Origin of the sequence: Thalassolituus sp. LLYu03, assembly GCF_050507655.1 — a bacterium.
GTDB lineage: Bacteria > Pseudomonadota > Gammaproteobacteria > Pseudomonadales > Oceanobacteraceae > Venatoribacter.
Window position 1 is genome coordinate 2,016,293 of record NZ_CP191496.1, and the last position, 14,289, is coordinate 2,030,581.

Below are 14,289 nucleotides of genomic sequence, written 5' to 3' on the forward strand. Positions count from 1 at the left end.
CGGGCGGACGATTACTCGTCTTCGTCACCCCAGTCGCCGTCGGTGGTGTCGTCGGCGATCTCAGTCACCACGGCTTCACCGCACTTGCTGCATTTGCCTTCGACAAACACCACGCCGTTCAGCTCGTATTCCACCGGTTCTTTCATACCCAGATCGGCTTCCATACAGTTGTTGCACCAGGTCTGAGTCAGGAAAGCTTCCTGATCTTCCGGTTCCCGGGCGTAAAAATCACGTTCAACGCGTTCCATAATCAATCTCAGCTTAATGCCTTAGAAGAAAATCATCTGAACACTGGCCGGCTCGGGCCGGTAAAGACCAGTGCATGGGCTAGCATTGTAGTCATTAGCGAGCATGAATTGGACTGTTTTTATGAAGATCAAACACCAGATCATTCTGGGCGTGACCCTGATATCCGTGGCTGCCATTGCGCTGACCACGCTGGGGGTGAACCAGTCGGTCAGTGGCATTGCCGAAGAAAGCGCTCAGGAACAGGTCACCCAGAGCCTGCTCAGCCGGCGTAATCTGAGTAAGAACAATCTGGAGAACTACCTGACTTTCATTCAGAAACAGGTCATCAGTCTCGCGTCCAGCCCGGCTATTCAGGAAGTATCTCCCTTATTGCGCAGCGCCTTTTTCGACTACCCGCTGCAGGTCGGCCGCAAACTCGATGAAGCCAGCCTCAAGGCCTACTACCAGAAAGAATTCGACGGCCATTTTCAGGAAAAGAACGCCGGCCAGTCATCAGCCCCCGACGCCATCTACAACCAGCTGAGCGACAACGCGCGCTTCCTGCAGGCCGACTACATCGCCTCGAACCCAAGCCCGTTGGGTGAAAAAAACAAACTGTTCACCACCTACAACGGCACCGAATACGACGAGCTGCACCAGACCCTGCATCCCTACCTGAGCGACTACCAGCAGCAATTCGGCTATTACGATATTTTCATCGTGGAACCCGATAACGGCCATGTGATTTACACCGTGTTCAAAGAGCTGGATTTCGCCACCTCACTGAACACCGGCCCCTACAAAGATTCCGGTCTGGCCCGTGCGTATCACACCGCCCTCGACCTGCCCAAGGGCGAAGCCGTGTTCGTCGATTTTGAGCCGTACGTGCCGTCTTACAACGACGCAGCCGCCTTTATTGCCGCGCCGATTTACACCGGATTTTCGCTGGTTGGCGTGCTGATATTTCAGATGCCGGTCGATGAAATCAGCCACATCATGACCAACAGCGGCCAATGGAAAGAAGCCGGCTACGGCGCCACAGGGGAATCCTACGTTGCCGGCAGCGACCTCACCCTGCGCAGCCAAAGCCGGCTGTTGCTGGAAGCACCCGACACCTTCCTCAACGAACTCGCCGCCACCGGCATCAGTCAGGCCATGCTCGACGAAACCCGCGTCAGCCAGTCGGCCATCGGCCATGTGCGCGATCAGAGTCCGGCCATGACCCGCGCACTGAAAGGCGAAGAAGGCACCATGACCACCAAAGACTACCTTGGCCATGACGTCATCAGCGCCTACACCTATGTCGATTTTCTCGGCACCCGCTGGGGGCTGGTCAGTAAAATCAGCACTCAGGAAGCGCTGGCCGGGGTCGAAAAACTGGGCATGAGCATGGCACGCTCGGCCATCGTGATCGGCCTGGTGCTGGGCGCGGCGTTTCTTGCGATTGGTTACTGGATGAGTCTGCGCCTGACGCAACCACTGGACGACTTTATCCGCAAAATCCGCACCCAGGCGGAAAATCATGAATTAACCGCCAATTTTGACGCCCACGGCAACACCGAATTTTCCGAACTCGGCCGCACCCTGAATCAATTATTCAGCGAATTGCAGGTCTTTTTCGCCGACGTCGAAAAAACCGTCTCGGAATTGCGCACCAGCGCCACCGTGCTCGACAGCACCACCAACAACACCCGCCAGCAAATTTCGCGGCAGACCGAAGAAATGAATTCGGCGGCCACCGCCACCACGGAAGTGAGCGTGTCGGTGCAGGAAGTGTCCGGCCACGCCGAACGCGCCGCTGAAAAAATCCGCCACACCCGCACCCGCGTGCAGGCCAGCCATCAGGTTTCCGGCGAAGTGCAGGCGGGCATCACCGAGCTTTCCGAGCAGATGACCTCGGTACTGGGCACCATGGGACAACTGGAAAGTGAAAGTCAGGGCATTGGCGCCGTGCTGGATGTGATCCGCACCATTGCCGAGCAAACCAACCTGCTGGCGCTGAACGCGGCCATCGAGGCGGCCCGTGCCGGCGATCAGGGCCGTGGCTTTGCCGTAGTGGCCGATGAAGTACGCACCCTGGCGCAGCGCACCGCCGAAAGCACCGAAGATATCCGCGTGAAAATTCAGTCGCTGCAGCAATGCGTGCATGAGGTCCGCCAGTCGACCAACGCCTCGCAGGTGGCGACCGAACAGAGTCTTGAAAAAGTCCGCGCCGCCGCCGACCTGATGGCAGAAATTTCGGGCCTGACCGATGAACTCGGCAACATGAGCGAACAGATTGCGCTGGCTGCCCGCCAGCAAAACGAAGTGACCGCCGAGATCGACCATAACGTCAACAAGGTGAAAGACCTGTCGGAAGGCGTGCTGACCACCAGCGACGACATTCACAGCGCCAGTCAGCGGCTGAACCACATTGCAGCGGATATTTCGTCGCAGCTGAAGAAATTCACCTTTCATTAACCCGGCATACAGCGGATGCCGGTGGCTGGCGCACGCCAGCCACCGGCTGACCGACTTGCCCGCTTGATTCGCAAGCCGTTCCCGGTGCGTCTTCTTGCCTGCGCTTGCAGGCCTTTTCAGTATTTTCAACGGCTTCTGGCTTTGCTTTCGCCCCCAAACCCGCGTCTGACGAACCCAGCATGCGGGCAGACAGCAAGCCCTGCCCGCATCTCTGGCCTGATCATGCCACTGGCACAAATGACACTGCCATTTCGCCAACAGTGCCGCCATTCTGTGCATCCGCTCAGACACCACGACAACAACAGGAGCCCCGATGATTACTCTCCACCACCTCAATAACTCCCGCTCACAGCGCATCATCTGGTTGCTGGAAGAACTGGGCGTTGAGTACCGCATTGAGCACTATCAGCGCGATGCCAAAACCTCACTGGCACCCGACAGCCTGAAGAAGATTCATCCGCTGGGTAAATCGCCGGTCATCACCGACGGCGACAACACCATCGCCGAATCCGGCCTGATCATCGAATACCTGCTGAAAACCTACGACAAAGGCCGCTTTGTGCCGCAGGAAGGCAGCCCGCAATACTGGCAATACCTGTACTGGCTGCATTACAGCGAAGGCAGCCTGATGCCGTTTCTGGTGATGGCGCTGGTGTTTAACAAAATCAAAACCGCGCCAATGCCGTTTTTTATCCGCCCCATCGCCAAAGGCATTGCCGATAAAGTCATGACAAGCTACGTCGGCCCGACGCTGGATACCAATATCCGTTATATCGAAGCGTATCTGGCAAAAAATACCTGGTTCGCCGGCGAGCAGATGACAGGCGCCGATTTCCAGATGATTTTCCCGCTGGAAGCTGCACTTAACCGCGGTATCCGCGCGCAGGATTTCCCGGCCATCAGCGCCTTTGTTGCCCGGATTCACGCCATTCCGGCGTATCAGACAGCACTGCAGAAAGGCGGTCCGTACGACTACGCCTGAGCACTGCCAGCCGCTCAAGGTGGGCGTCCGTAGTTGATGAAAGGCCTGAAACGGCAAACAGGTTGCCGGCTCAGGCCTTTTTTGTAGGCTTAGCTTTTTGGGGCTGAGTCCTTACGTCGGGCGTACTGACCTGTAGCGAGTGGCCAGTGGCGTGTAGCGAGCGGCGTGTAGCGAGCGGCGTGTAGCGAGTGGCGTGTAGCGAGTGGCGTGTAGCGAGTGGCGTGTAGCGAGTGGCGTGTAGAAAGTGGCGAACCGCTATTCCCGCCATATTCAAAATTTTCGCACATGCAAAAGTGCCCAAGAAAAAAGGCGAACCGTTTCCGGCGCTCGGGAATGGAAACGGAAAACAGCACGATAAAAGCGGCAGGCCTATGACAACCTGTTGCAACCCTGCAACACAGTGTTGGCGCTCTTACCTCTTAGCTCAGGCCCTGTGCCGTAACAGTGCCAGACAGATGCCGCTATACTGCGCGTCTGCCCTCCGTTACGGACAACTCCCATGTTTTCATCGCTTTTTTCGGGTCGCCGCGGACTGCGTACCGCGTTTATTGCCGTGCTGCTCAGCGGTTGTGCCAGCGCCGGCCTCACCATTGATTACGATGCACTGTTCGGCACCACGCAACTGAGCGAGCGTAAAGTCGCCGACGGCACGGCCGCCGCGCAGCGTTATCACGAACAGATTCAGCCCATTCTGGAAAATCGCTGCGTGGTTTGCCACGGCTGCTACGACGCCCCTTGTCAGCTGAAATTATCGTCACCTGACGGTATTCAGCGTGGCGCCAGCAAAGCACTGGTGTACGACGGCACCCGCATTCTCGCCGCCGAACCCAGCCGTCTGGGCATCGATGCCACCAGCACGGCTCAATGGCGCGAAAAAGGCTTTTTCAGCGTACTGAATGAGCGCACGCAGACGGCCGACATCAACATGCGCAACAGCGTGCTGTACCGCATGCTGGCCCTGAAAGCGAACAACCCGCTGCCCGACGATAAAATTCTGGATGACGACGATTTTTCACTGGGTTTAAACCGCCCGCAGCAATGCCCGACCATTGAAGAATTTGACCATTACGAAAATGACAATCCGTTGTGGGGTATGCCCTACGCACTGCCGGCGATCAGTGAACAGGAATACCAGACGCTGACGGCCTGGATCCGCGATGGCGCGCCCATGGCCGCCGATCCCGCACTGACGCCTGCGCTGCAGCAACAGGTGAATGCCTGGGAGCATTTTCTGAACCTGCGCGACAATCAACATCAGCTGACCGCCCGCTATATTTACGAGCATTTATTTTTAGCCAGCCTGTATTTTTCCGACGAGCCCCTGTTCACCACCAAAAGCTACGGTCTGGAAACCAGCCCACGGCCTTCGGTGTGGTTTAAGCTGATCCGTTCCAGCACGCCACCGGGCCAGCCGGTTGTTCCGGTCGCCAGCCGCCGCCCCTACGACGATCCGGGTGTCCAGCAGGTGTATTACCGCCTGATCGCCGACCACTCGTCGGTGGTTGCCAAAACCCATATGCCTTATCAGCTGAGTGCCGAACGTCTGCAATGGATTAACGAGCTGTTTATCCGTGCCGATTACGACGTACTGAAATTGCCCGATTATTCACCGGATACCGCCGCCAATCCGTTTGTGGCCTTCGCCGATCTCCCCATTGCCGCCCGCTACCGCTTTATGTTGCAGGAAGCGGAATTCACCATCATGGGCTTTATTAAAGGCCCGGTATGCCGCGGTCAGGTAGCCCTAAACGTCATCGATGACCATTTCTGGACCCTGTTTGTCGATCCGGAAAAACTCAGCAGCGACGGCTACGCCAATTTCCTGCGCGACCAGAGTGAACACTTACGTCTGCCCGGTGAGGCCGAAAGCAACGCTGGCATCGTCGGCAACTGGCTGCAATATTCGTGGCTGCACAATGAATATCTGGACGCCAAAAATGCCGTGATGGCCGAACATTTTCCGGATGGCAAACAACTCACACTGGATCTGATCTGGGCTGGTGATCAGAAAAACCCCAACGCCGCGCTCACTATTTTCCGCCATTTCGACAGTTCAACCGTGGTGCAGGGACTGGTGGGTCAGGAGCCGAAAACCCTGTGGCTGGTCGATTATTCCTTACTCGAGCGCATCCACTATCTGCTGGTCGCCGAATTTGATGTGTACGGCAATATCGGGCATCAGCTGATGACGCGCCTGTACATGGATTTTCTGCGCATGGAAGGTGAATACAATTTCCTGACCCTGCTGCCGCAGCAGGAGCGTATCCGACTGGCCGACTTCTGGTACCGCGACACCAGCGAGCGGGTACGCAAACATCTGGTGAATTACGAAGAGCACGTGCTTTCGGATCCGAATATTGATTACCGCTCGGCGCAGCCGAAAGACGAGCTGGTAAGCAAAATTGAGCACTATTTACAGCCGGTGCTGAGTGATAAATACACGCTGGCCACCCACGCAACGCCGGCGGAGCTGGCGCAGTTTGCGCGCATTAACCGTATCCGTGGTGAGGCAGCGAACCTGATGCCGGAATTATCCATGATCATGCTCGAAGATCTGCACGGTGATGCGCGCATGTTCACCCTGATCCGCAACAGCGGCCACAGCAACCTGACCGGTCTGCTGTACGAGGAAGATAACCGCCTGCCCGAGGAAGACTACCTGACACTGGTGCCCGGTATTCTAGGCGCTTACCCGTCGGCCTATTTCCGTTTGTCATCGTTCCGTCTGAGCGACTTTGCCACGGCCCTGACGCAGCTTGAGGACGAAGGTGATTACGAAGCCCTGATGGACCGCTTTGGTGTGCGCCGTACCGACCCGCATTTCTGGGCCAACAGCGACGACGTGCAGCAGTGGTATCAGACCCACGACCCGCTGAACGCCGGCATTCTGGATTACAACCGGCTGGAAAACCGCTGAGAATGGCTCAGCGGTTTTCCGCGTACGTCAGGGCTTAAGACTGAATGACTGCCGGGCTGAATGGCAGCAAACCAGTATCAGCCCGGCATCAGCTGAAATTGCTGGCGGCAGTCGCTCGGGGTTAATCCGGTCCAGCGCTTGAACGCGCGGCGGAAATTGGTGGTGTCGTTGAACAATAAATAATGCGCCACCTGCTCATTATTCATGCCTTTAATATGCAGCAGATACAGACACACGTGCAGGCGCACCTGATCCTGTAATTGCTGAAAATGCGTGTGGTGTTTCATCAGTTTGCGCTTGAACGTGGCCGGACTCATGCCAAATGCAGCGGCCACATCGGGCAGCGCCTGTGGCTCGCGGACGTGCTGCACCAGCCAGTCATACACCGCCTCACAAAAACCATCGCGCGGCTGCACAACGGTGCGCTGGCAACCCTGCAGCGCCGCCTGAAAGGCCGTCGCGGAACCGCGTGGCCAGGGCACCGACAACCAGGATTTTTCAATCACCATCACATCGACACCCAGCCCGAACATCAATTGCGGTCCTAAATGCACCAGATACTGTTCGCTGGCTGCGGGGCGGGCATAACTGAAACCGTACCGCCACGGCATTGCCTGCCCGGATAACCAGCGCGCCATCGAGGTCAGCGCGGTCATGGCGGTTTCAACCATAAAGACTTTTTCATCGCCAAGGCCCGCGTTATCGAGCCACTGCACGTAACAATAGCGGTCATCGCTGAACACCCGCAGCGATAATAACGGGCTTAATTCGCGGCGGAATTCAACCAGCACATCCAGCGCCCGTTGCAGATCCGGCGCATTGCTCAGCAACTGACTGGCGCCGCCGTAATAACCCGGCCAGAGGTTATCGCCCCAGCGGAAACTCAGGTCGCCCTCGGGCGCCAGCTTCTGGCCATTGGCAATTAATTGCTTCAGCTGCGCCGCCGATACGGTCTGACTGCCGCTGACAATGTCTTCGTAAAATAAACCGGTTCCGCGCAGCACTTTATGGCTGCTGACATCCCGTGCCAGCAGCAGGTCGAGCAACAGCGCCGGCTGATGGTGGGCCGGTAAATAGCGCTCGTCATTTTCGTACCAGCCGGAGGTGATCATGCTGCCAGATACGTCCCCTGCTGCTGACGCGCCTGCAACAACGCAGCATTGCCCTGTTCGATCAGGGCGTCGGCATCGGTCTCGTCAGGTGCCATCACCACACCGGCGCAGATGCGCTGGTACAGGGTGTCGCCGTCGGCATTTTTGAAAGCAAAATGGGCTATGGCCTGCTGCAGTTCACCGGTAATGGCCATGGCCTGCTCAGGTGTACAGGACCCCAGCACCACGGCAAAGCGGTCGCCGGCAAAGCGGCAGATCACATCCTGCTGGCGGATATTCAGCAGCAGAATTTCGGCAACCTCTCGCAGCAGACGGTCGGCCTCACGGTGGCCGAGCCGGCGCGCCAGTTGCGGATAATCCTGAATTTCGGCCATGACCAGCGCCAGTGATGCCCCCGGAAATTCCAGCTGACGACGCTGAATATGTTGTTTCAGATACGCGGCGCGGCCAAGCTGAGTCAGGCCGTCAATGTATCTGTGATCGCGGAATAACTGCTCACGCCGGCGCAGCTGGCTGTTCACCGACAACTGCTCCTGATGCCAGTGGTACAAACCGTAAGTCAGAATGGCAATGCCCACCGGCATCGCGCCCGACTCCAGCCACTGATCCCACAATTGTCCGGCCGGTACGCGGATAAATTCATCCAGACTGTCCTGCCACATGGCGATGAACATAAAGCCGAGACCCAGTGACAATAAATCCGTCACACGCCCGGCCGGACGGCTGCCGAGAATCAGGAAAATCCACACCCCCACGGCGATGGCACTGCCGCCCTCACCCACCACGTCCAGCCAGTCGATTTCAGACCAGTGTTTGACCGTGCCGACCCACAAACAGGCGGCGAGAGAACCAAAGGCAATTGAAAAAATCAGCAGAAGCTTCTGACGGTGAAGATGCAGGGTGGCGGGCATGAGCGGGCTCACAAAAAAGAAAACCCGAGCTGAATATCAAGCCAATATGACAGTTCAATGACAATCCGTTGTTCTCTGAATGCGCTGTGCTGTCTACGCGAAAAACCCTTCGGGGGGTTAAAAAAGCTCATACGCGAACCGGGCTTTTCAGCGCTTTTTTAAACCCCGCCCGCGTCACCCCTGAATGCGTTAAGAAAAGCGCCTAAAAAAGCAGCAAAACCGCACCCGGCGCATTTATACAGCTGCAGCGTCAGTGTACCGACAACAAAGCAGCCATAGGCCTCAGCGCCTTAAGCAGGGGTCAAAGCGGATCAAAAGGGGCAGAAAACAAGGCAAAAAACGGCCGGAAAGCGCTTGTTTGGCGATGCCACCGAACAGCTGTCACAGAACCGACATATTGTATTTCTAGTGTCGCCGCCGGAACCCATTACCGGAGTGTAGTTATGAATTTCCGTCTTAAGCCACTGGCCGCTGTGGTCGCCATGGTATCTGCTGGCGTGGCATTTCCTGCCTTGGCCGATAGCGTGCTGGAAGGCCGCATCAGCGATCAGCAAAACAGCACTGTGTACACCGGCGCCGTGGTGCGCATTGAAGAATTAAACCGTGAAGTGCTGGCTGGTAACGCCGGCCGCTTCCGTCTGCCGCAGCTGAAAGCCGGCAGCTACACCCTGACCGTGATTGTCGGTGGTAAAGAAGTTGAGCGCCGCGCGGTGAGCGTGGCCGACAACGAAATCCGTTCGGTCGACATTATTCTGAATCAGGCCGACGATCAGGTCGAAGAAGTGCTGGTGATCGGTCAGGCTGCGCAAATGCAACGCGCCCTCGACCGTCAGCGTTTTGCCGACAACAGCATCAGCGTGGTGAACGCCGACGCCATCGGTCAGCTGCCAGACGCCAACGCCGCCGAAGCACTTCAGCGTGTGCCCGGCCTGTCCATTGAGCGCGATCAGGGCGAAGGCCGTTTTGTGCGCGTGCGTGGTATCAGCCCGGATCTGAACGCCGTGACCGTCAACGGTACACAATTACCGGCACCGGAAGCCGGCCGTCGTGCGGTTGCACTGGACGTGATTCCATCCGATCTGGTCAGCGCTCTGGTGGTCAGCAAAACCCTGACGCCGGATATGGACGCCAACGCCATCGGCGGCAGCATTGAAGTCGAAAGCCTGTCGGCACTCGACCGCGAAGGCGCCTTCTACACCCTGCGTGCGGAAGCCAGCTACGACGAACAGACCGAACAAACCAGCCCGGCTTACGGTATTTCTGGCGGAAATACCTTCACCTTCAGCAATGGCCAGCGTCTGGGTGTGGCCGCCGCGCTGAGCTACGACGATCACAAATTCGGCTCCGAAAACATCGAGACCGGTGGCAACTGGGACGACGATAAAAAAATCGACGAATTTGAAATCCGCGATTACGAAATTGAGCGTGAACGTCTGGGTGCCGCGCTGAACTTCGATTACGAAATCGATATGAACAACCGTCTGTTCCTGCGCACCCTGTACAGTTCGTTCAAAGATTTTGAAACCCGCCAGGCCAGCGTTGTTTCCTTCGACGACCCGCTGGCGTCCGGTGAAACCGGCGACGGCACCGTATCGCGCGAACTGAAAGACCGGGAAGAAACCCAGAAAATTCTGTCCACGACCTTCGGCGGTGAGCACTTTGCCGGTGACTGGACCATTAAATACGCACTGGGTTACAGCGAAGCCAGCGAAGACAATCCGGGCGGTCTGAGCGCTGCGGCGTTTGAAAGCGATTTCAGCGGCTTAGGTTACACCGGCACGCGCAAACCGCACCTGATTGCACCGGCTGACTACTACGATGCCGCCAATTATGAAATCGACGCGGTGAAATACGCCGAATCCTACACAGACGACACCCAGACCAGCCTGCGTCTGGATCTGGCCCGCGACCTGTTTATTGCCGGTTACCCATCGCAGATTAAATTCGGCGGAAAATACCAGACCCGCGAAAAAACCAACGACGAAGACGTGTACAAATTCAAGGATTTCAACGGCGAAACCCTGGACACCCTGTCCAACGGTGCCGTTGATTACAGCCTGAGTACCTTTGGTCCGGGCATTTCTCCGTCGGCCATTTACAACCTGATCGGCAGCATGGATAAAGCCGACGCTTACCGCGAAGACGATTCGCGCATCGCCGATTACAGCATCACCGAAGACGTGACCGCCGCGTACCTGATGACCACCGTCGATATGGACGATCTGTATCTGCTGGCCGGCGTCCGCTACGAAGCCACAGCGCACGATTTTGACGGCGTGAAATACAACGCCAACAGCGAAGAATTTTCAGACTACACCGACGACAACCAGTATTCCCACGTTCTGCCGAATATTCAGGCCCGTTACCGCTTAGCCGAAGACACTCAGCTGCGCGCCGCCTGGACCAACTCGGTGGTGCGTCCGACCTTCGAGCAGATGGCACCGTCCCTGAGCTCCGAAGACGACGAAGCGGAATCCGGTAACCCGCAACTGGACGCCATGACCGCGGCCAACTTTGATCTGGGTATTGAACACTACATCGGCACCGCCAGTGCGCTGTCGGCCGCCCTGTTCTACAAAGACATCAAAGACTTTATTTATCAGGCCGACATTGCCGGCCAGCCGGGCTTTACCGAATTCGATTCGGTCGACAGCTACGACAACGGCGACAACGCCAAACTGAACGGTCTGGAACTGTCTGCCTCGCAGAAACTCGAGATGCTGCCGGCACCGTTTGACGGTCTGCTGCTGTCGGCCAACGTTACCGTCAGCGATTCTGAAGCCACGCTGAAATACGACGGTGGTTCACGCACCATCGCGCTGCCGAACCAGTCGGACGTAACCGGTAACCTGGTGATTGGCTACGAGAAAAATGGCCTGATGCTGCGTCTGGCCACCAACTACAAATCCGAATACCTGATGGAAGTCGGTGATGTGGAAAGCAAAGACGAAGACATTTATCAGGCCGCGCAGACCCAGCTGGATTTCAGCGCCGCGTACGACATCAGCGAGCGGGTAAAAGTGAATTTTGCCATCGCCAACCTGACCGACGAGCCCTACTACACCTATCAGGGTCAGGAAAAGTACAACGCCCAGTTTGAAGACTACGGCCCGACCTACCGTCTGGGCGTGAGCTTCAGCAACTTCTGAGACTGAACCCTGCGCCGGACCGGACACTGTGTGTCCGGTCCGGTTTTTTGCGTATTTATTGTTGACCGGATTTTTATGAACAAACCCACGCTTTTATTCACGGCCGCTTTACTGACCGCTCCTGCGCTGCTGGCCCTGACCGCCTGCCAGCCGTCCGGGCCGGTAACAAATGCCCCAGAAACTAACGCAAACAGCGTCACTACGCTGCCCATCAGCGAATTACCACTGCACGCAGAACAGGCCACGCGGCTGGATAACAACCTCTGGCTCGGTGTGCACCCGCACGGCGATATTCAGATTCGTGACGGCCAAGGTGCGCTTGTCGGCCAGCAGCCGGTCGCCGCTGAATTTATCAGCCAGCGCCGGGATGCTCAGGGCGATTTTTTCCTGAGCCTGACCACCGACAACCAGCTGATGTTTTATCGTGCGTCCGCTCAGGGAATTTCCGACCTGCACCTGAGTGCGGAATTGCCCTGGCCACTGGAAGGCATGTGCCTGTATCAGCCGTCCGCGCAGGAGCTGAACCTGTTTGTCATGGACGAATCGGCCATCGCCCACCAGCTGTTGCTGACGCGTACTCAGGGCGAACTGCTGGCCAGAGAAATCCGTCAGTTCCCGCTGCCACCGCTGGCTGAATATTGTGTGGTCGACGACAGCACAGATCAATTATTCGTCAGCGAAGAAAACATCGGTGTCTGGTCGTACAACGCCCGCGCCGAAAGCGAAGTGCTGCGCAAGCCGGTGGATCTGGTGAAACCCTGGGGGGCACTCGAACACAACACAGGTCCGCTGGCCATCAGTCAGGGGCAGTTGCTGGTCGCGGAACTGGGCAGCGACCTGCTGCACGCGTACCCGCTGGACGGCGGCGACACCCGCACCTGGCAGCTGGCGCCCATTGCTGCGGGCCAGCCACTGGCGGCCGATGCCCTGACCGTCAGTGCAGACAGTGATAAAACCGTAATGGCGGTGCTGGACGACAACAACGGCAAGGTGTACCGCGCCGAGCTGACCCTGCCCGCCCGCGCTGGCGATAACCAGCGCATTGTGCAGGTCGCGCCGGTAGCCGAAACCCGTCCGATGCGAAAATCCGGCGACGCCGCCGACGACCCGGCCATCTGGGTGAATCAGCAGCAACCGGAATTAAGCCGCATTATTGGCACCAATAAAAAATACGGCCTGTATGTGTACGATCTGGCCGGTAACGAACTGCAGGAACTGGTGGTCGGTCGCGTGAATAACGTCGACGTGCGTCAGGGCTTTTCTCTGAAGGGTCAGGCCGCCGATATTGCCGCCGCGAGTCAGCGTGACCGCAAAGCCATTGCTTTATTCAGCATTGACCCGTTAAACGGCCAGGTATCCACCGCCGGCGAAGTGGTCACCACGCTGGATAACGTGTACGGCCTGTGCATGTACCGCAACATCACCGACAACCGCTTTTTCGTCTTTATTAACGATCAGGACGGCCGCTTTGAGCAGTATGAAATTACCGATTCAAGCGCCGGCTGGCGCGGTAAAAAAGTGCGCGAATTTGCCGTTAAAAGCCAACCGGAAGGCTGTGCTGCCGACGACCGCCAGCAGCGTTTATTCATCGGTGAAGAAGACGTGGCTGTGTGGACCCTGTCGGCCGACGCCGGAGCACCAACCGACATGACGCAAGTAGCCGCCGTATCCGATGTGCTGGTCGCCGATATTGAAGGCATGGATATTTACCGCAGCGATACTGAAGCGTATCTGGTGGTGTCCAGTCAGGGCAATGACAGCTATGTGCTGTATCAGGCGGAAGCGCCTTACGAGTACGTTGGCCGTTTCCGCGTGGGCATTAACGCCGAAAAAGGTATCGACGGCGCGTCCGAAACCGACGGCCTGACCGTTACCTCGCAGGCACTGGGTGCCGATTATCCGGCCGGTATGCTGGTTGTGCAGGATGGCCGCAATCTGCTGCCGGATGAAAATCAGAACTTTAAAACCATCAGCTGGGACAGCATTCGCGCGGTGGTGATTGCGCCATAAACCGCAGGCTGCCGCTGATAACAAGAGCCCGCCTGCAAAAGAACCCGTCTAAAGGGACCGCTCCGGCACGGACGCCAGAGCGATTTCCCGTCATCGAAAGATGGTCAGCAGAAGAAGCATTGCACGCCCACGGGCGTGCTTTTTTGTGCGTCTCTGGCCAATGTGCTAAATACGCAGTGCAAAGCCAGAATATCTGCAGACATCACGCGCCATGCACCGAACCATTTCAGTACCCGGTCACATCGAACAATATGCTGCGTTTAACCGCACCGACTATCTCGTCATGCTGGTGTTTCTGGCCGTCTGGTTTCCGGGTATTCAGATTATCCGGCACCCTATTCACAAACGCAGACGCCTCTATCCTCAGCGATCAGGCCTTCCCTCATTGAACGACATAAACCGGCCAGAATGGCTCAGCCTGATCGCTATGCTGGTAACCTTAGCGATGCTGCTGGCGCGCTTCGTGTTCTGAGTAAATACGACACTGCGCGCAGAACGGTAAGCAGCCCGCGCGAAATAA

The 14,289-nt window shown here is 57.2% G+C and carries 9 protein-coding genes; 6 read left to right on the forward strand and 3 right to left on the reverse strand.

Annotation, left to right across the window (positions count from 1 at the left end):
- Positions 1–11: 11 nt before the first annotated feature.
- Complete coding sequence (locus ACQUQU_RS09205; protein ID WP_430462944.1) at positions 12–248, reverse strand: hypothetical protein; 237 nt, start codon at positions 246–248, stop codon at positions 12–14.
- A gap of 121 nt (positions 249–369) precedes the next feature.
- Here ACQUQU_RS09205 and ACQUQU_RS09210 point away from each other — a divergent pair, with 121 nt between their 5' ends.
- From ACQUQU_RS09210 to ACQUQU_RS09220, 3 genes are all read left to right on the forward strand, one after another.
- A complete protein-coding gene (locus ACQUQU_RS09210; protein ID WP_430462945.1) occupies positions 370–2,688 on the forward strand; it encodes a methyl-accepting chemotaxis protein in 2,319 nt (772 codons plus the stop codon).
- 313 nt (positions 2,689–3,001) lie between these two features.
- Complete coding sequence (locus ACQUQU_RS09215) at positions 3,002–3,670, forward strand: glutathione S-transferase (RefSeq protein WP_430462946.1); 669 nt, start codon at positions 3,002–3,004, stop codon at positions 3,668–3,670.
- Between the two features lie 499 nt (positions 3,671–4,169).
- Positions 4,170–6,587, forward strand: coding sequence for a fatty acid cis/trans isomerase (locus ACQUQU_RS09220; protein ID WP_430462947.1), 2,418 nt, complete (start codon positions 4,170–4,172; stop codon positions 6,585–6,587).
- Positions 6,588–6,664: 77 nt separating this feature from the next.
- Here the strand turns inward: ACQUQU_RS09220 and ACQUQU_RS09225 are convergent, their stop codons facing one another.
- Entirely contained in the window at positions 6,665–7,699 is a 1,035-nt protein-coding gene (locus ACQUQU_RS09225; protein ID WP_430462948.1) for an AraC family transcriptional regulator ligand-binding domain-containing protein, read from the reverse strand.
- On the reverse strand, positions 7,696–8,622 hold the full coding sequence (locus ACQUQU_RS09230) for a GGDEF domain-containing protein (RefSeq protein WP_430462949.1): 927 nt from the start codon (positions 8,620–8,622) through the stop codon (positions 7,696–7,698). Before ACQUQU_RS09230 ends, ACQUQU_RS09225 begins: the two co-directional genes overlap by 4 nt.
- Positions 8,623–9,053: 431 nt before the next feature.
- Between ACQUQU_RS09230 and ACQUQU_RS09235 the strand changes: the two genes are divergently transcribed.
- The 3 genes from ACQUQU_RS09235 (at position 9,054) to ACQUQU_RS09245 (ending at position 14,241) form a co-directional block, all read left to right on the forward strand.
- Positions 9,054–11,759 (forward strand): TonB-dependent receptor, encoded by a 2,706-nt coding sequence (locus tag ACQUQU_RS09235; protein WP_430462950.1) that lies wholly within the window; start codon positions 9,054–9,056, stop codon positions 11,757–11,759.
- Between the two features lie 75 nt (positions 11,760–11,834).
- On the forward strand, positions 11,835–13,769 hold the full coding sequence (locus ACQUQU_RS09240) for a phytase (protein WP_430462951.1): 1,935 nt from the start codon (positions 11,835–11,837) through the stop codon (positions 13,767–13,769).
- 211 nt (positions 13,770–13,980) lie between these two features.
- The gene (locus tag ACQUQU_RS09245; RefSeq protein ID WP_430462952.1) at positions 13,981–14,241 is read left to right on the forward strand and encodes a hypothetical protein; all 261 of its coding nucleotides are present in this window, start codon (positions 13,981–13,983) and stop codon (positions 14,239–14,241) included.
- Positions 14,242–14,289 lie beyond the last annotated feature (48 nt).

Bases quoted from the DNA above. Each gene is read 5' to 3' on its own strand.
- ACQUQU_RS09225 (WP_430462948.1), bottom strand. From the start codon at position 7,699: ATGATCACCTCCGGCTGGTACGAAAATGACGAGCGCTATTTACCGGCC.
- ACQUQU_RS09240 (WP_430462951.1), top strand. From the start codon at position 11,835: ATGAACAAACCCACGCTTTTATTCACGGCCGCTTTACTGACCGCTCCT.
- ACQUQU_RS09220 (WP_430462947.1), top strand. From the start codon at position 4,170: ATGTTTTCATCGCTTTTTTCGGGTCGCCGCGGACTGCGTACCGCGTTT.
- ACQUQU_RS09210 (WP_430462945.1), top strand. From the start codon at position 370: ATGAAGATCAAACACCAGATCATTCTGGGCGTGACCCTGATATCCGTG.
- ACQUQU_RS09235 (WP_430462950.1), top strand. From the start codon at position 9,054: ATGAATTTCCGTCTTAAGCCACTGGCCGCTGTGGTCGCCATGGTATCT.
- ACQUQU_RS09215 (WP_430462946.1), top strand. From the start codon at position 3,002: ATGATTACTCTCCACCACCTCAATAACTCCCGCTCACAGCGCATCATC.
- ACQUQU_RS09205 (WP_430462944.1), bottom strand. From the start codon at position 248: ATGGAACGCGTTGAACGTGATTTTTACGCCCGGGAACCGGAAGATCAG.
- ACQUQU_RS09245 (WP_430462952.1), top strand. From the start codon at position 13,981: ATGCACCGAACCATTTCAGTACCCGGTCACATCGAACAATATGCTGCG.